General features: G+C 62.8%; 15 protein-coding genes. 3 read left to right on the forward strand and 12 right to left on the reverse strand.

Going from position 1 to position 18,397, the window contains the following annotated elements; genetic code table 11:
- The 3 genes from Q3C01_RS35275 to Q3C01_RS35285 form a co-directional block, all read right to left on the reverse strand.
- On the reverse strand, nucleotides 1-429 hold the full coding sequence (locus Q3C01_RS35275; protein WP_458149880.1) for a universal stress protein: 429 nt from the start codon (nucleotides 427-429) through the stop codon (nucleotides 1-3).
- A 559-nt stretch (nucleotides 430-988) separates the two neighbouring features.
- Complete coding sequence (locus Q3C01_RS35280; RefSeq protein WP_458149881.1) at nucleotides 989-2,512, reverse strand: carboxylesterase/lipase family protein; 1,524 nt, start codon at nucleotides 2,510-2,512, stop codon at nucleotides 989-991.
- A 19-nt stretch (nucleotides 2,513-2,531) separates the two neighbouring features.
- Nucleotides 2,532-3,869 (reverse strand): MFS transporter, encoded by a 1,338-nt coding sequence (locus Q3C01_RS35285; protein WP_458149882.1) that lies wholly within the window; start codon nucleotides 3,867-3,869, stop codon nucleotides 2,532-2,534.
- A gap of 215 nt (nucleotides 3,870-4,084) precedes the next feature.
- Between Q3C01_RS35285 and Q3C01_RS35290 the strand changes: the two genes are divergently transcribed.
- Together Q3C01_RS35290 and Q3C01_RS35295 are read left to right on the forward strand one after the other, a co-directional pair.
- A complete protein-coding gene (locus Q3C01_RS35290) occupies nucleotides 4,085-4,738 on the forward strand; it encodes a TetR/AcrR family transcriptional regulator (protein WP_458149883.1) in 654 nt (217 codons plus the stop codon).
- A 238-nt stretch (nucleotides 4,739-4,976) separates the two neighbouring features.
- Nucleotides 4,977-8,342, forward strand: coding sequence for an adenylate/guanylate cyclase domain-containing protein (locus Q3C01_RS35295; RefSeq protein WP_458149884.1), 3,366 nt, complete (start codon nucleotides 4,977-4,979; stop codon nucleotides 8,340-8,342).
- A 272-nt stretch (nucleotides 8,343-8,614) separates the two neighbouring features.
- Here the strand turns inward: Q3C01_RS35295 and Q3C01_RS35300 are convergent, their stop codons facing one another.
- From Q3C01_RS35300 to Q3C01_RS35335, 8 genes are all read right to left on the reverse strand, one after another.
- Entirely contained in the window at nucleotides 8,615-8,821 is a 207-nt protein-coding gene (locus Q3C01_RS35300; protein WP_458149885.1) for a hypothetical protein, read from the reverse strand.
- A gap of 1 nt (nucleotide 8,822) precedes the next feature.
- On the reverse strand, nucleotides 8,823-9,938 hold the full coding sequence (locus tag Q3C01_RS35305; RefSeq protein ID WP_458149886.1) for an ATP-grasp domain-containing protein: 1,116 nt from the start codon (nucleotides 9,936-9,938) through the stop codon (nucleotides 8,823-8,825).
- A gap of 377 nt (nucleotides 9,939-10,315) precedes the next feature.
- The gene (locus tag Q3C01_RS35310; RefSeq protein ID WP_458149887.1) at nucleotides 10,316-11,101 is read right to left on the reverse strand and encodes an ABC transporter permease; all 786 of its coding nucleotides are present in this window, start codon (nucleotides 11,099-11,101) and stop codon (nucleotides 10,316-10,318) included.
- Complete coding sequence (locus Q3C01_RS35315) at nucleotides 11,098-11,910, reverse strand: ABC transporter permease (protein ID WP_458149888.1); 813 nt, start codon at nucleotides 11,908-11,910, stop codon at nucleotides 11,098-11,100. The genes Q3C01_RS35310 and Q3C01_RS35315 overlap by 4 nt, the downstream gene beginning before the upstream one ends.
- Before the next feature lie 109 nt (nucleotides 11,911-12,019).
- Complete coding sequence (locus Q3C01_RS35320) at nucleotides 12,020-13,081, reverse strand: ABC transporter substrate-binding protein (protein WP_458149889.1); 1,062 nt, start codon at nucleotides 13,079-13,081, stop codon at nucleotides 12,020-12,022.
- A 29-nt stretch (nucleotides 13,082-13,110) separates the two neighbouring features.
- A complete protein-coding gene (locus Q3C01_RS35325) occupies nucleotides 13,111-14,418 on the reverse strand; it encodes an NAD(P)/FAD-dependent oxidoreductase (RefSeq protein WP_458149890.1) in 1,308 nt (435 codons plus the stop codon).
- Between the two features lie 14 nt (nucleotides 14,419-14,432).
- Nucleotides 14,433-15,146 (reverse strand): HAD family hydrolase, encoded by a 714-nt coding sequence (locus Q3C01_RS35330; protein WP_458149892.1) that lies wholly within the window; start codon nucleotides 15,144-15,146, stop codon nucleotides 14,433-14,435.
- 34 nt (nucleotides 15,147-15,180) lie between these two features.
- Nucleotides 15,181-16,260 (reverse strand): ABC transporter ATP-binding protein, encoded by a 1,080-nt coding sequence (locus Q3C01_RS35335; RefSeq protein ID WP_458149893.1) that lies wholly within the window; start codon nucleotides 16,258-16,260, stop codon nucleotides 15,181-15,183.
- Between the two features lie 211 nt (nucleotides 16,261-16,471).
- On the opposite strand from Q3C01_RS35335, the gene Q3C01_RS35340 reads away from it, so the two are divergent.
- On the forward strand, nucleotides 16,472-17,410 hold the full coding sequence (locus Q3C01_RS35340; protein ID WP_458149894.1) for a LysR family transcriptional regulator: 939 nt from the start codon (nucleotides 16,472-16,474) through the stop codon (nucleotides 17,408-17,410).
- On the opposite strand, the gene uxuA is transcribed toward Q3C01_RS35340, so the two are convergent.
- On the reverse strand, nucleotides 17,404-18,397 hold a 994-nt coding region (uxuA, locus tag Q3C01_RS35345), incomplete at its 5' end, for a mannonate dehydratase (protein WP_458149895.1). The genes Q3C01_RS35340 and uxuA overlap by 7 nt on opposite strands.

Here is an 18,397-nt window from a genome sequence, read left to right on the forward strand (position 1 = left end):
TCACTGACAAACGAGGACGGGGATTCTCGCCTGCGTCAGCACCTTGTTTGTCACGCTGCCGATGAGAAGCATCGAAAGCCCGCTGCGCCCATGCGATGACATCACGATGAGATCGCAGCCTTTGTCCTCGGCTGCCGCGATGATGGCTTGATGGGGGTGCCCGCTCTCCGTTTGAATCGTCTCGCAGGAAACACCGGCGGCCTTGGCCGCATTTGCCGCGCGATCCAATACGCTCCTGGCTTGTTCCTTGCGCAGCTCGGCATATGTTGCGACGGCTTCGAGGAACCGTCCCGTCAACTCTGAAAACGGTTCCACGACGAAGATCACGGATACTTTCGCTCCAAGGGATTTCGCCAACGCCAGTCCATGCGCCACCCCATGCTCTGCCAGCTCCGACCCATCTGTCGGAATGAGAATATGCCGGTACATGCATCACCTCCCGATTGTCCGGACGTATCCCTGCCCGCCGAAGGTTGAGCCCGCGATCCCGATACCCGTCTTGAGCTAAATCAATCTTTTGCGCGCCGCTGACGCCCGAACAATTGGCCAGTTTTTCCACGTCGAAGGCTACGGGCCTCAGCCTTGGCCGGAAAAGAGCCGTGCAACGAATTGCAGTCAGCCAAGTTGATTGTGCTCGGAAGTTGCGGATTGGAGCAACGTCATGTCTATGTCCAAAGTTCCTGCAGCGCTTCTCGTGATTGGTGCGATATCACTCTGCGCACCTGCAATGGCCGCCCCGATCACTCCTTTATCCACGACTGCCAAGCCGGTGGTACAGGAAAGTGACGCAGTCCAAGTGCGTTGGCACTGGCACTGGGGCCATTGGCACGGCGGAAGCTATCGGTGCGCCCCCTACTGTCGTTGGGGCGGCTAAGGTCCGTAGCCCGCATGAAGCCGGCGCGGAGCGCCGCCCGATGACAGGCTCCGCGGAATGCGGGGCCGCGAGACCCGGATTTCGCTGCGCTCCATCCGGGCTACGGGGTGGGCGTCAACGCACTCGACCTGCCCGCATCATCGTCTTGTCGCCGGCGGCCGGGACGGATCGGCCCTCAAGCTCCGCCCAGAGGCGAAAGCGCTCGCCCACGTTGAGGCGGGCAATATGGAACGGCCGGTCGAAGATGGCGAGAGGTTCCTTGCCGAGCTCGAATCGCGGCCAGGCGTCGGCTGTATCCGGTGCACCAGTCGCGACGAAGCGCAGCATGCTGGCCTGCAGGCGTGTGGCGACTTCGATATCGCCGGGTGTCATCAGGCCGCCCTTGCGCCGAAGGATGGGGCGATCGACGAACTTAGGCAGGTGCGCCCAGACGCAGGCATTGTCCGCGCCGTGCGTCGGCCCCTGTGACAGGAACGGCTCCAGCGCGGGACGATGGTCGAAGCGGTTCAGCCAGACAGCACCGCCGGCCGCACACTGATGGCGCGCAATCGCGGCCAGCGGCCGATGCCAGAATGCATCCGACAGCAACGCCTCGTAAGAATCTTCATCGAGACGGGCCGTCGCGCGATAGCAGCCGAGCAGGCGCTCAAAACCGGCGTCACCGAAGGCCGAACGGATGTGCCGCTCGGTGACGCGGATCATCGCGGCAGGCGGCGAGCTCTTCAGGAACATCACCATCTCGTCGCGGCAGGAGCCGAGCCAAAGCGGGACATTACGTAACGCGCCATCGGCAATGGCGTCGACCGGATCGCGGGGGATCACTGCGCCATCCAGCACCGGGCCGAACACGGTGCCGGCATCCGTCCCGTCCGCCAGCCTGCGACCCACGCTTTCCACCGCCGAGAAGATCTGCGCCAGCGGCACGGCTGCGATGGCGCTCGCATCGTCTTCCAGCCCGAGCTCTGCGATCACGCGGCGGGCCACCTCATCGGCGTGCGCAGGGTTCATGATGCCGCGGCCCGGTGCGCTGAAGGCGATGGCCCGCGCGAACTTGCCCTTTGCTTGCGGCAACGTGGCCAGCGCGATCACAATTGAAGCACCGGCAGACTGGCCGAACAGCGTCAGCGCATCGGGATCACCGCCGAAATTCGCGATGTTGGCGCGCACCCAGTCGAGCGCAGCGAGCGCATCCGACATCGCGAGATTGCTGGCCTCCGCCAATCTACCGCCGAGGCGATGCAGTTGCAGGAAGCCGAGCGGCCCGAGCCGGTAGTTGATGGTGACGACGACGGCCGGCCCCTGCGCGGCGAGGAAGCCGCCGTCATAATCGGCGCCGCCGCCGGTAACGAAAGCGCCGCCGTGGATGAAGAACAGCACCGGCAAGGGCCGATCGGCCGCGGCCGGTGCAAAGATGTTCAGGCTGAGACAGGCCGCTTCATTCGCATGATCGAGATGGCCGGGCTGCGGCGCGTAGGCGCCGTACGCCGTGCAGGCGATCGGCTCCGACCACGCGCGCGGCGGCACCGCTTTCGCGAAGCGTCGCGCGGTCGCATAGGGCACGCCCTTGAAGGCGCGCACGCCCTTCTGCTCAAGGCCGAGGATCGGTCCACTCGTGGTCGAAACTGCCTGCGTCAACATGCGAACGTCGCTCCTTGCTTCAACCGCGCCGTCTGCCGAGATCGGCGATGTCGACCCTGTGCGTCTCCCGCGCCGTTGCGGCAGCCGCAGCCGAGATCACGCAGCAGGCGGCGACGAAGATCGCGACGGGAATCCAGCCCTGCGGCCCCTCGCCGACCAGGCTCGCACTCACCAGCGGCGTGAAGCCGGCGGCGAGGAAGCCGAGCTGGGTGCCGATCGCCGTGCCGGAATAGCGCACGCGCGCTTCGAACATCTCCGCATAGAACGACGGCCAGATCGCGTTTGGCGCGGAATAGACGATGTACATGCCAATCGCGGCGGCGAAGATCGCCGGCGTGCTGCCCGACGTCACCAGCATGAAATAGGGAAACAGCAGCACGGCACAGCCGAGCACGCCACCGATGAACACCGGCTTGCGGCCGATCCTGTCGGCGAGCAACGCCCAGAGCGGCTGCGCAACCAGCGCCACGACATTGCCGAGCACGCCGGCCCACAGCATGGTCGGACGCGCAACGCCGAATTTGCTGGTGGCATAGCCGAGTGCGAACACCGCGGTCAGGGTGCTGACGGTCGCGATCAACGCGCAGACGATCACGCGCAGCACGTCCGGCCAGTAGTCGCGCAAGAGCGCGACGACTGGAAAGCGGGCGACCTGATCCTTGTCCTTGATCTCCGCGAAGACCGGCGTCTCCGGCATGGTCCGCCGCACGAGGTAGGCGACCAGCAGCACCAGCGCGGAGAGCAGGAACGGAATGCGCCAGCCCCAGCTCAGCAATTGATCTTCCGGCATGCTGGCGACGGGAATGAACACCAGCGTCGCCAGGATCGCGCCTGCCTGCGTGCCGCTCAGCGTCCAGCTCGTGAAGAACGCGCGGTTGGAGTTGGCGGAATGCTCGAGCGTCAGCGAGTTCGCGCCGCTCTGCTCGCCGGCCGCCGACAGGCCCTGCAACAGGCGCAGCAGCGTCAGGATGATCGGCGCGGCGTTGCCGATCGTCTTGGCATCCGGCAACAGGCCGATCGCAAGCGTCGAGGCGCCCATCACCACCAGCGTGAACAAGAGCACCGTCTTGCGCCCGATGCGGTCGCCGAAATGGCCGAGGATGACGGCGCCGACGGGACGCGCGATATAGCCGATGCCGAACGAGAGCAGCGCGAGCAGCGTCGCCGTCGAGGGATCGACATTGGCGAAGAACACTTTTGGAAAGATCAGCGCGGCCGCAGTGCCGTAGATGAAGAAGTCGTAGTATTCGAGCATGCTGCCGACGAAGCTGACGAGCGCGGCGCGCTTCGGCAGCTTGTTCTGCGCGGCTTCCGTTGCGACGGGCGCGTGCAGCGATGCAGTTGACGTCAACGTCATGAAATTCCTCCCCGTGTGATGTGCGGCAGATCCCGCGTCTTTGCCGGCGACCATGCTGGGCTGCGCCGGAGCAGCGGTGACTTGCCGTCACTCTGTTTCCGTCATAATGTACGAACTAGTACGTTTACGCAAGGCCACATCGAAGCCGTGCCCGGAGTTGCGAAATTTGCCTTCACCTTCAAGGTGATCCATACAAACTGGCGGGAGAAACCGTGATGCTGAAGCGCATGCCCCCTGCCCACAAGCGCACCAACGACCCCGAGCGCACCAAGCGCGACATCATCGAAGTGGCAACGCAGGAATTCGCCTCCGAGGGCTATTCCGGCGCGCGGGTCGACGCGATTGCTGCACGCACCCGCACCTCCAAGCGGATGATCTATTACTATTTCGGCGGCAAGGAGCAGCTCTATCTCGCGGTGCTGGCGGAGGCCTATCGCAACATCCGTGCGCTGGAGGACCAGCTTGACATCGAGCGCTGCGACGCGCGCGAAGGCTTGCGGCGTCTGATCGAGGCGACCTTCGACCACGATGAGCGCAATCCGAACTTCATCCGCCTCGTCAGCATCGAGAACATTCACCACGGCAAGCATCTGAAGCAAAATCCGCAACTGCGCCAACTCAACGCCAGCGTGATCGCAACGCTCGACGGGATCCTCGCGCGCGGCCGCAAGGAAGGCGCCTTTCGCAGCGACGTCGACGCCGTCGACCTGCATCTTGCCATCAGCTCCTACTGCTTCTTCCGCGTTGCCAACCGCCACACCTTCGGCGCCCTGTTCGATCGCGATCTGAGCGAGCCGAAAATACTGGCGAAGAGCCGGACGCAGATCGTGGAGATGATTTTGGCGTGGCTGGCGAAAGCGAACGGTTAGCAATGCCGCTTGGCGGCCCGTTCGGGCGGCTTGCGTCGGAGCGGAAGAGCTTCTACATCCCAGCCGTCATTCCCCGCGAAAGTGGGAAATCCAGACACGCGGCACCAAAGCCAGCGAAGCTTTTAATTGCGTCAAATGCAGCATTCTGGGCCTTCAGGCTTAGCGGCTGGACAGAAAACTAGCTTGTTGGCAATTGAGTTCGACGGTACCGTGGGCACGGCTTTTCTTAGGAACGTAAATGATTTGCCCGAGGTGCCAGCACCTAAACGGCGCAGCGGCGAAGTTCTGCGAACAATGTGCTTTAGCGCTGACACGCGTTTGCACAAACTGCGGCACTGAGGTTTCACCGACGGCCAAGTTCTGTTCGCATTGCGGTCACTCAACGGGTCAGGGCGTCGCAAACTACCTGTCTGCGCACTCTCGGGCGGTGAGACCTCGGACTGCCCAGCTCATCCCTGACGACACTCTCACCGCCACCGCCGAACCCGCGGGTGAACGAAAGCAGGTGAGCATGCTGTTCGCAGACATCACCGGCTCACTGGCCCTGATATCCGGCCAGGATCCGGAGAGCGCGCAGGCGATCCTCAACCCTGTGCTCGAGCGGATGTGCGAGGCCGTCCACCGTTATGAGGGTACGGTCAACAGGATCCTCGGTGACGGTATCATGGCGATTTTTGGCGCGCCGCTCGCCCATGAGGATCATGCCGTGCGGGCTTGTTACGCCGCGCTGATGATGCAGGACTCCGTGGCCCAATTGGCGGACGATACCGAGCAGTCTGACCATGAGCCCCTCAAGATTCGCGTCGGGCTCAACTCGGGCGAAGTTGTCATCTGCGCAATCAGCAACGAGCTTGACATGGAATACACCATTGTCGGCGAGGCCGTGCACGTGGCTTCCCGCATGGAGCAGATGGCGCAGCCCGGCTCGATCTTGACGACGAGAAAGACCATCCGATTGGCTGAGGGATACGTCATGGCGCGGTCGCTGGGGCCGCTGCCGGTTAAGGGGCTTGCCGAGCCCGAGGAGGTCTATGAGCTCATCGGAGCGGGGCCGGCGCGCACTCGTTTGCAGGCCGCGACGCTTCGGGGCCTGACCCAGTTTATCGGCCGCGAGGCCGAGCTCGATGAGCTGCGTCGCGCACAGCAGCTGGCCGACGCGGGATCGGGTCAATCGGTAGCGATCATTGGTGAGGCGGGCGTGGGCAAGTCACGTCTCGTCTATGAGTTCACCCATGCCAATCGGCTGCTCGGTCTGCTTGGCTGGCTGGTACTCGATAGCACGTCGATCTCGCATGGCAGAGCGACCAGCTACTTGCCGGTCATCGCGCTTCTCAAGAGCTACTTTGGCATCCAGGACCGGGATGAGCTTCATGAGATGCGCCGAAAGGTGGTCGACAGGATCTTCGCCCTCGACGAAAAGCTGGAACCGACGCTTTCCGCGCTGTTGGCGCTGCTCGATATCCCGGTCGATGACCAAAGCTGGCATGCGCTCGATCCAATTCAGCGCAGACGTCGCAATATCGAGGCCGTGAAGAGTTTATTGCTGCGGGAGGCTTGCAAGCAACCGGTCCTCTTGATCTTCGAGGACCTCCACTGGGTGGATAACGAAACGCAGGAATTGCTCGATGCCTTGGTCGCTGCCCTGGGATCGGCTCGCCTCATGCTGCTTGTCAGTTATCGCCCCGACTACCAGCACAACTGGGGAAGCAAGGAAAACTACCACCAGATCCGGCTGAGCGCGTTGCCGACCCGCGACACGCGCTATCTGCTGGAGGCACTCCTCGGTGAAGATCCTGAGCTCGCGTCACTCAAGCAGCTTCTGATCGCGCGTGGCGGCAATCCCTTCTTCATCGAGGAAACAGTCCGCTCCCTGGTGGAGACCCAATACCTCGCCGGAGAACGCGGTCACTATCGGTTGTTGCGTCCGACTGGAAATGTTCAGGCTCCCCCTACCGTCCAGGCCATTTTGGCGGCGCGCATAGATCGGCTGCTTCCTGGTGACAAGAATCTGTTACAAATTGCTTCAGTTGCAGGCCGAGAAACTCCGTTGGCGGTCCTTCGCCCGATGGCCGACCTGACGGAAGGCGCACTGGACGATGCGCTGGATCGGCTGCTGGCGGCCGGCTTTCTCTACGAGTCCGGATTCTTTCCGGACGTGGAGTACTCGTTTGTGCACGCACTCACCCATGAGGTAACATATGACGGCTTGCTGCGGGCGCGACGGCGCGCGCTGCACGCGCGACTAGTCGGCACAATTGAGAATCTGTATCGGGACCGCATCGGCGAGCACATTGAGCGCCTTGCGCAACATGCGGTTCGTGGAGAGTTGCCGGACAAGGCTGTTCGATACCTGCGGCAGGCCGGACTGAAGGCGCTCTCGCGGTCGGCGCTCGAGAACGGGCGAGTCTGGTTCGAACAGGCGCTCGCGATCATCGAGAAGCTACCCGAAACCAAAGACAATATCGAACTTGCCATCGATATTCGCTTTGACCTCAGAAACGCACTTCATCCCTTGGGCCACCTTGAGAAATGCCTGGGCCAGCTTCAGAGAGTGGAGGCACAGGCGATACAACTCGAGGACAAGCGAAGGCTTGGTCAGGCATCATCGTTCATCTGCCAATACTACCGCTTGCTGGGCGAGTTGGGCCCGGCGATCGAGGCCGGCGAACGCGCGATGGCCATAGCGGACGAATTGGACGACCTGTCGCTTCGGACGATAGTCAGCGGGCATTTAGGGGCAGCTCTGACGGCACGGGGAGATCATCATCGTGCGGTACAAATATTGTCTGAGGCTGTTGGGCGCCTTCGAGGTGATCTCGCCTCCGACACGATGGGCACGACCGGGGTTCAAGCCGTTTTCAGGCGGGTCTATCTGGTGTGTTCGCTTGCCGAGCTCGGCGAGTTCGACCATGCCTTGCGCCTTGCGGAAGAGGCCATGGAAATTGCCAAAGTTGCCAACCACGTCTACAGCGTTGGGTTCTCCCTTTACGGAGCTGGCACCGTTCTGGCCCTTCGGGGCGAGGCGCCGCGAGGCATTAGCGTCCTTGAGCAGGGCCTCGAGCTCTGCCGCTCATGGATTCTGCCGCTGATGATACCGCTCATCGGCACGTCCCTTGGATATGCCTATTGCCTCTCCAATCGCCTCGACGAGGCCATCGTATTGTTGGAGGAAACCGAACGAGAATCGACCGCAATGCACCGCCTGGGCGGGCTCGCCATGACCCTGGTCCGGCTAGGCGAGGCTTACCTGCGAAAGCTTCGGACGGTCGAGGCTGAGCGGTGCGGTCAACGGGCACTGATGCTCTCACGCAAACATGGCGAGCGCGGCCACGAAGCTTATGCACTGCGATTGCTCGCTGAGCTTGGCGCGACAGACGCTGCTCACCTTGATGAATGCCAGACAAATTTTCTCGAGGCGCTGCGCAGGGCCGAGGAGCTCGGTCTGCGACCTCTTGCGGCTCAATGTCACCTCGGGCTCGGAAAACGCTACCGGTGGATCGGCCAGCAGACGACCGCCGAACAGCACCTCAACATCGCCGCAGCCCTGTTCTCGGAACTCGGGATGCAATTCTCGCAGGAGGAGCATGCCGCGTGTGGCAGCTAGCTCAATCTTCCCGCGACTAAAGCGCGATGAGATTAGGATGAATCGTCATCGCGCTTTAGGTTGCTGTTTTTGAGCATGATCTCCGGGCAAACGCGGCCCTTCGGGTCCGGATCATCCCTTAGCGGCGGGCGGCGGTTTCGACCTCGATGCTGCTGATCTCCAGCCCACAGGATCGCGCGAGAGCTCGCAGCTCGAGCTGGATCGTCTCCAGCTGATGGCTATCGAGGTCTCGATCGATCGTGACCGTCGCGACGACCTGTTTCTCCGTTTCGCTACTTTGCAGCTTTCTTCTTTTTCTTTTTCTTGGCCTTTTGCGCGTCGTGATAGGCTTTGGTCGACTTCCAATCTTTCTCAAATTCCCTGACTCCGGCCTGGAATTGACGAAGCAGTTTACGCGTCTCTGTGCTTTTGGGTGTGACTGCCACCCGGATAAACGTGCGACCCTTGTTAACTCGTTTGTAGACCTTGATATCCGCCATACTATTTGCCCCTTGCCTGCAAGCGGCCCCGACGGGGGCCTGCCCCTTGCCAAGGTTTCTTGATGTTATCTGAGAATTCGGAAGCATGGAAGATGCAGGGAGCGCCATCGATGCCTCTCAGCATGTACCAATCCGGAGCGGCGTCGTAACTGCTCTCAATATCGACCCGCACACCTTGCGCCAGCCGGACAAAGCTCGTGGCCATGTTGTGCTTTCCAACCAGGTCGAAGATGTTGGTTGCGGACGAAAACCGGCCTGCGTTGATTTCCGTGATGCAAGGAACGCCGTGTGCATTCTCTTTGAGATCGACGCTGAAAACGCCGGACACTTTTGCATCAAGCAATCGGATCGCCCGTGTACAGGTGTCGACGATCTTCGGTTCGAATACGGTCTTTGCGAGCGCTGCTACGGAAGACACCTCCGCTGGTTGGCTGCCCGTCCCGAGATAGGAAAGCCGTTCATACGTCTTGATCAGCACCAGTTCGCCATCCTTCCAAAGGCTTTGACAGCCGAAATCGCGGCCTGGCAGGTACTCTGAAAGCATAAACGAGGAGACAGGCACGCCGCGCATCTCCTTCCAGTACCGGATCCAGCTGCGCGCCTGCTCCGGCGTCCGGACCGGCAGCGCACCAAGCGCGCCGGCCCCGTCCCGAACACGGCACCATAGTGGCCTGCTGCCCCTCAATTCCTGAAAGATCCTGGTGATGTGCCTCAGATCCTTGACCTGATAGCTCGCGGGGGCGTCGACGCCGTTGTCGCGCAAGAGCGCAATGAGACGATTTTTGTCCCGGCAGATTTCGAGCACCGATGCGCGTGGCAGGAACAGGTATTCACTCAGGTGCTTACGCACGCGTGACAAGCTATCCGGGTCAGAATCAACCGTAGGAACAATTAGATCCAGGCCTTCTGTTTCGACGATCCATCGCAATGCCTTGGGCCATTCCGGATGGTCCACCGGCGGAACGAGATAGTGTCTGTCCGCGTCGGATTTCTTCAGAGTGAACTGGTCGTCATTACAACCGACTATGAAGACAGGCTCGGCCCCCCTTCGCAAGCTGCGGGCCAGATTGTTGCTCGGAGCGTGACCAGCATTCGTAAAGAGCAATCGCGCAGCCAACTAACTTCTCCTGTCTCTCACAGCGAAATGTCGTCCCCAGAAGACACTATGGATCATAAGGCATGAAATAGACATTTAATTTCCGCTGAGCCGTCGCCTCACCGGAGCGGTGTCTTCCGAGCGATCCGCACAGCCACTCCTGTCATGCGGTGCGCTGAGGTTCGCGCGCCTGAACGGCTGCGATCGCCCGACGCTCCCTGATGGCGCCACCCCATCAGGCTTATCGCATTGCCCACGGCCAGATGCGTCTTTCGCGCTGTTCTGCCAGATGCGTCAATACCTTACGCCGCGCGAGGCACCCCCGCCGGCGAATCGCTGTTCTACTTTGCATGGGGTTGTTTTCGAGACTTTGGCTGCAAGCGCCCCGATGGGCCACCTCACCCGCTCTTCCGCTGCCGGGCGCTCGCCAGCAGGACCAGCATGAAGGACGCCGCCGTCATCAGCGTCGAGATCGCGGCAATGGTCGGATCGATCTCGTCGCGAAGTGCGGTGAACATGCGCTTGGTCAGCGGCTGGTACTGACCACCCGAGATGAACAGCGCGATGATGGTCTCGTCCATCGCCGAGATGAAGGCGAAGATCGCGCCCGCCACCACGCTCGACTTGATCTGTGGCAGCGTCACCGCGAAGAAGCTGCGCAGGCGATTCATGCCGAGGCTGCGCGCGACCATCTCCTGCGCGGGATCGAAGCTTTGCAGGCCCGCGAGCACGGAGATGACGACGTAAGGCAGACCCAGCATCACGTTGGCGAGCACGAGGCCCGGCAGCGTCGCGACCAGCCCGACCCTTGCATAGATGAAGAAGATGCCGACCGCTGTAATGATGATCGGGACCACCAGCGGCAGGAGCAGCGCCATGTGGATCATGCGCATGACGCGCAGTTTCGACTGGCTGATCGCGTAGGCCGCGGCGACGCCGAGCGGCGTTGCGATCACGACCGTGAAAGCCGCAACGATCAGGGTTACCTGCGTTGCCTGCATCCAGGCAGGATTCGAAAAATATTGCTGGTACCAACGCAGCGACAGCGAAGGTGGCGGGAAGGTCAGGAAGCGCGCGCTGGAGAACGAGATCGGCACGATGATCAGCACTGGCAGGATCAGATAGATCAGTACCAGCGCGCAAGCCGCGATCAAGGCGATCCGGGTTGGCGAGATTGTTCTCATTTCTGCCCCAACACGCGATCGAGCGAGATGAAGCGGCTGACGACGAAAAAGATGAGGAGGACGCTGAGCAGAAGGACCACGGCGACCGCGCTCGCCGCACCGAACTGGTTGTAGAGCTCGACATTCCGGCTCACCAGCATCGACACCATCACCGTGCGTCCGCCGCCGAGCAGCTCCGGCGTGATGTAGAAGCCGAGGCACAGCACGAATACCATGGTCGAGCCGGCGAGCACGCCCGGCAGCGATAGCGGCAGGAAGACGCGGAAGAAGGTGAACGCCGGACTCCCACCCAGGCTCGCACCGGCCTGCATCAAATCGTTCGGAATCTTCTGCATCGTGGCGTAGAGCGGCAGCACCATGAAGGGCAAGAGGATGTGCACGGTCGCGACCACCGTTCCGAAAGTATTGTGAACCAGCGCCAAGGGCTCACCGATCACGTCGAGGTAGCGCAGGAACTGATTGATCACACCGGTGCGCTGAAGTAGCGCGAGCCAGGCATAGGCGCGCACCAGTACGCTGGTCCAGAACGGCAGCACGACCAGCGCCAGGATGACGACGCTCCACGCCCTCGGCACCGCGTTCGCGGCATAGGCCACCGGATAGCCGAGCACGAGCGCAAGCACCGTCACCAGAAGGCTGATCTCGAAGGTCAGCGCGAAGCTGCGCCAGTAGATGTCCTCGGTGAAGACGCGGCGATAGTGCTCGAGCGTGAAACCGTCGTGATAGATCGACTGCCAGGCGAGCCAGCCGACCGGCAGCACGATCAGCAGGAGGATGACGAGCAGCGCCGGCGACACCAATGCCAGCATCAGGCCGTCCTCACGGCGCTGATGCCTTTGCGATGGATCTGGCACGGATGTCGTCAACGCTGCCTCTCTGGTAGATCGCTCCGGTTCGGCGGCCGCCGAACCGGCTGGCTCACTTCTGCATGAACGCCGCCCAGCGCTTCTCGGCCGCCTCGCCTGCCGGCGAGGACCACCAGGCGTAGGACATCAGCGCCTGCTTCGCGGCGTTCGCGGGCTCGCTCGGCAATTGCGCGGCGCGCTCCGGCTTGATCACGCCGGTGTCGAACGCCTTCGGATTGCCCGGGCCGTAGTCGATGTTCAGCGGCAAATTGGCCTGATGCACGGGATCGACGGCCTCGTTGAGGAACTTCACCGCCGTTTCGAGATTCGGCGCACCCTTGAGTATGCAGAGCGAGGTGCTCTGCAAAATGCCCTGGTTGTAGGTGAAGGTGACCTTGGCCCCCTCCTTCGCCACCGCGCTGACGCGGCCATTCCACGCCATCTCCATGTCGACCTCGCCGTCGTTGAGGAGTTGCGCGGACTGCGCGCCCGATGTCCACCACACCGTGATGTACGGCTTGATCTCCTCTAGCTTCTTGAAGGCGCGGTCGACATCGAGCGGATAGAGCTTGTCGGGCGCGACGCCGTCGGCCATCAGCGCCGCCTCGAGCGTTGCAATGGGGTGATTGCGCAGCGCGCGGCGGCCCGGGAATTTCTTGACGTCCCAGAAATCGGCCCAGCTATTGGGCGCATCCTTCGGGAAGGTCTTCTGGCTGAAGGCGAGCACGCTGGAATAGAACTCGTAGGACACCGAATAAGGACTGCGATACGCCTCAGGCATCGCCGCGGCATTCGGGATCTTGGAGAAATCGAGCTTCTCGATCAGCCCCTGCTCGCCACCGCGCAGGCAATAGCCGGTCGGCGTGTCCACCACGTCCCAGATTGGCTTGCCGCTGCCGACCTGCGTCTTGATCGCTGGCCAGGCGTCGGGAATCGAGTCCTGGTTGATGGTGATGCCGAGCTTCTTGGCGGAGGGATCGAGAATCGCCACCGTCTGCGCCTGCTGATAGGCACCACCTTGCGAGACGAAGGTGATCTGCTCGGCGGCATCGGCCGTCGTACCAGCTAGTCCAAACGCGCCGAGCGATGCGCCCAGGAGCGCGTGTCCAAACCTGAAGCCCAGTTTCGTCATCATCCTCGCCTCCTCTGTCGCCAAAAAGAAACTCACTGCCCGATCGCGTCCAGAAACTGGTACCAGCCGGCGACCATGCGCACGGCGGGCTCGCGCAACGGATAGAACGGAATGACCTTGAGGCGGCTCGCATCGAGCAGCCCGACATCAGGCTTTTCGCCACGGACGAAGGCCGCCAGATAGCGGCCCATCAGGCTCGACATCGCAACGCCCGCGCCGTTATAGCCCATGGCGAACAGCGTGTGCTCGTCGAGCCGGCCGATATGCGGCACCGAGTCCAGCGTCATTCCGACGAGGCCCGACCATTTGAACGCGAGCGGCACATCCGCGAGATCAGGGAAGATGCCGACCATCGCCTTGCGCAGCGCGTCGAAGGCGGATTCCGAATCCTGCCTGCCGAAGGCGCCGCGGCCGCCGAAGATCACGCGGTTGTCGACCATGCGGAACCAGCGCATCATGCGCTTGGTCTCGGTGTAGGTGCGGCCCGTCGGCATCAGGCGTCCTGCGAGATTGCGCGGCAACCGATCGGTCGCGATGATCGCGCTGCGGAACGGGATCAGCGTGTGCTGCATGTGCCGCGTCGCGTCGGTCAGGTCGGAATAGCTGTTGGTGGCGATGATCGCCTGTTTTGCGCGCACCGCGCCTTGCGGGGTCTCAGCGACGATGCCGCCTTGCGCACGTCGCAGCTTGAGAACCGGCGTGTCCTGGAAGACGGCGACGCCGCGGCGCGCCACGCCGTCGGCGAGGCCGCGCACATAGTTGAGCGGATGGATGCCGCCCGACCCGGGATTGAGCACGCCGCCGACGAAGGTGTCCGAGCCGGTTTCGTCACGCACCTCGCGCTTATCGAGGATGCGGACCTCCGCATCGCCCATCTCGCGCTTCATCCAGTCGGCCTCGTCGATCGCGGCTCGGAGTGTCGTCTCATTGTGCGCGGCCTTGACCTGTCCGGTCCGCGTCAACGTCGCGCTGGTGATGCCGAACTCCGAGACCAGTTCCTCGACCATATCGGTGGATTCATGCGCGATCTCGTACATGCGCCGCGCCATCGCGCGGCCATGCGCGGCGTCGATCTCGCGGAAGGACAGGCGGAACTTTGCGGTGATCACGCCGCCATTGCGCCCGCTCGCGCCCCAGCCGGGGCGGTTTGCTTCCAGCACGATCGGCGACAAGCCGCTCTTGGCGATGTGGTGCGCTGCGGAGAGGCCCGTGTAGCCCGCCCCGATGATCACCACATCGGCGTGATGCTCGCCCGACAGGACCGGAAATTCGCGAGCAGGCTCCGCCGTGCTCGCCCATAGCGAATTGGCGGATGGCTGCGCGGTCCAATTTCCTGTCATACGTCCGCTCACGCTCACACCGCTCCGACGGCGGCATCCGCGAAGGCCTTCATGGTGGGAAAATGGAAGTCGGGCTTGGTCAGCGTCGGCACCTCCGGCGTTCCGCCGAAACCGGCGAGCCCCTGGCGCCGCTCGATCCAGCACACCTTGTAACCGAGCTTCCGCGCGATCCCGATATCGTGATACTGGCTCTGCGCAACGTGCAGGATGTCCGACTGCTTGTAGCCGAACACCGACTGCCGCCCCTTGTTGTAGGCGAAGAATTCCGGATTGGGTTTTGCAACGCCAGTATCGTCGGCGCAGACAGTGTCATCGAAGGGATTGCCGAGTGCATGCGCGTAGCAGGATAGCGCGACGCGATCGGCGTTGGTCATCGCGACCAGGCGGAATTTTGTACGCAAGCGCTTCAACGCGTCGACCGAATCCGCGAACGGCGACCAACGCAGCACCGCGAGCTGGAACACGTCGCAGGATGCGTCGTCGGCCGGCAGACCCAGCTCCTTGGCGAGATAGCGATAGACGTGAAACATCACCTCGCTGGAGCGTTCGGGATGCGCATCGCGGCCGCGCTTGTACGAAGCGAAGATCTTGTCGTCGCTGAGCTCGGCCGGCGTCTTGCCCGAGATCCTGCGCACCGCTGAGAGCACGCCGGACTCGAAATCGATCAAGGTGCCGACGACGTCGAAGGTGAGGACCTTGAAATTGCTGAACGGGGCTTGGGACGACATTGGGCTTCTTCTCTTTGGTTGGAACAAGGGGGTGCTAGTCCACCCTCGGCACGACGATGGTGTCCTCGGGGTGAAGGGTGACGGTGAGGTTGCCGCCGACTGGAGGAATGCGGCGATAGGCCTCGTGATAGGTCGGCTGGCGCAGGCTGAGCGCTGAACCGTCGGCGAGGTTGAGGAAAATGCGCAGGCTCTCACCCTGGTAGACGATATCAGTGACGGTACCGGTCAGCCGGTTACTGGCCCCATCGCCAGCGCCGTCGTCGATCAACAGCTTTTCGCTGTGCACCGCGAGCATCACCGCGTCGCCCGGTGGGATAGCTCGGGCGCTACGCAGCACGGAATTGCCGAGCGCGACGCTGCAAGCGTCGACACGGCGGACGGGCAAGAGCGTGGCTTCGCCGATAAAGCTCGCGACGAAGGAATCCGCGGGGTGATCGTGCAGGCGCGCGGGCTCGTCGATCTGGATCAGCTTGCCATCCTTCATCACGGCGACGCGATCGCTCATGGTGAGCGCCTCGCGCTGGTCATGGGTGACGTAAATGATGGTGGCGCCGATTCGCTTGTGCAGCGTGCGCAGTTCGATCTGCATGGACTCGCGGAGCTGCTTGTCGAGCGCGGAGAGCGGCTCGTCCATCAGGATCAGGCTCGGCTCGAAGATCATGGCGCGCGCCAGCGCCACGCGCTGGCGCTGGCCGCCGGAGAGCTGCGCAATGCCGCGATGCTCATAGCCGGTGAGGCCCACCATGGCGAGCGCGGCACGCACCCTGTCGGGCCAGGTCGATTTCGGCAGGCGCCTGGCGCGCAAGGGAAAGGCGACGTTCTCGCCGACGCTCATATGCGGAAACAGCGCGTAGTTCTGGAAGACCACGCCGATGTCGCGCTTGTGTGGCGGCATGTAGGTGACGTCGCGGCCACCGAAATGGATCGAGCCGGAGGAAGGCAGGATGAAGCCGCCGAGGATTCCGAGCAGCGTGGTCTTGCCGGAGCCGGACGGGCCGAGCAACGACACGAACTCGCCGGCACCGACATTGAGCGACACGTCATCGAGGGCGCGAACCGCACCGTAAGCCTTGCTTGCGGACCTTATCTCGACGCTTTCCGCTCGTTTGTCCAACGATCGACCCTCGTCACACCCCTAGGTGGCGCGCCTCACTGCACGCCATAAGTTTGCTTTATACACTGACTGCAGATCAGCTTGCGATTGCAGCTTCAAGTGCACGCAATCTTCTCTCCCAAGCCTTGTCTTTAGCCTGTCATGCCAATGACACCAGAGTTGGCAAAACTCGGCAATTGCCAAATTGTTACTGGCCGCATAACATCAAGTTATGCCTGAGCTCCGCCGGATGCTGCCCTCCTCCAACGCCCTGTTCGTCTTCGACGCAGCAGCGCGCAACGGCAGCTTCACGGCGGCGGCGGCCGAATTGAACGTCACGCAGCCCGCGGTGAGCCGGATGCTCGGCCAGTTCGAGGATCATCTCGGCGTGCGCCTGTTCGACCGCAAAGCGGGGCGCGCGGTGCTCACCGAGGACGGCGAACTGCTGTATCGCCGCGTGCTCGAGGGCTTTCGCAGCATCGAGACCGGGTTGATCGAGATCGAGCGACGGCGCAAGGGCACCGAGACCGTGACGCTCTCCGTCTCTTCCGCCTTCACCACGCATTGGCTGATGCCTCGCATCGACAAGCTGCAGCGACACTTTCCGCAAGTCGACCTTCGCTTCCAGCTCATCTCCGGCGCGCTGCGCGGGCCGGTCGAGAACGTCGATCTCGGCATGCGCTTTCGCGACCGCGAGGAGCCTTACTCCGGCGGCACGCTGGTCATGAAAGAAGTCATGCTGCCGGTGTGCAGTCCCGGCTACATGAGCGAGGCAGAGCCCGCGGAGCGCAACACCGTCATCCGGCTCGCTGAGACACCGGGCGACTGGGCAGCGGATTATCCAAAGTTTCTTACCAGGCGCCGCGGCCCGGCCAAGGCGTTGAGCTTCACCGACTATGCCGTCGTGGTACAGGCCGCCCTGCTCGGCCAGGGCATCGCGCTCGGTTGGCTGACCGTCGCCTCGCATTGGCTATTGACCGGCGCGCTGGTGCCGGCGTCCGACGCCCTCACGACCACGCGTCGCATCTGCGAATTCTTGCCGCCGCGCAACCGGCCGATGCGGCCCCTTGCTGCGGAGATCCGCGACTGGATCATCGCGCAGATGCGCAGCGAGATCGCGGCAATCGACCAGCTGTATCCCAAACTCGACCTGATGGCCGCCTGCTATTGATGCGTGATCGCGCGGATTGCACCGCGCAGCTCTGCGAGGCCGCGCAGGCGGCCGATCGCGGTGTAGCCGGGATTGGTGCGCTTCGTCGCGGCGAGATCGTCGAGCATGCGATGGCCGTGGTCGGGGCGGAAGACGATCTGCTTGTCCGGCGCGCGCTGTGCGTTCTCCTTCAGGAGTGCCTTCAGCACGGCGACCATGTCGACGTCCCCATCGAGATGATCGGACTCGTAGAAGGACAGGCCGTCGGCCTCGCGCTTGGTCGCTCGCAAATGCGCGAATGCGATGCGCGCGCCGAAGCGTTCGGCCATCGCCGGCAGATTGTTGTCGGCGCGCACGCCGAGCGAGCCCGTGCACAGGCAGATGCCGTTGGCCTTTGAGGGCACGGCATCAAACAGCGCCTGATAATCGTCGGCCGTCGAGGCGACGCGGGGCAGGCCAAACAGCGGGCGCGGCGGATCGTCGGGGTGCAGCGTCAGCGACACGCCGAGTTGCTCCGCCACCGGCGCGACGCGCGCGAGGAATTCGGCGAGATGCTGGCGCAATATCTTTGGCGTGATGTCGCGGTACTGCTCGAGCCGGTCGCGGAATTGCGGGATGGTCATCGGCTCGGTGGTCGAACCGGGCAACGCGCTGGCGATGGCCATGATGAGGTAATCGATGTCGGCCTGGCCCATTTTTTCGAAGAGCTTTTTCGCACGCGCTTGCGCTTCGGGCGAATATTCCTGAGGTGCAGCTGGCCGCTCCAGGATGTGCAACTCGAATGCGGCAAAGCGATCCCCGTCGAAGCGCATGGCGCGGGCGCCGTTGGGCAGCTCCCATTCCAGATCGGTGCGGCACCAGTCGACGACGGGCATGAAATTGTAGCAGATGACCTTGATGCCGGCGGCAGCGACCGCCTCCAGGCTCGCAATCCACGCCTCGATCGAGCGTGTTGCCTTAGCCCCGAGCCGCTTCACGTCATCGGGGATCGGGATCGACTCCACCACC

This window comes from Bradyrhizobium sp. UFLA05-109 (assembly GCF_054185165.1).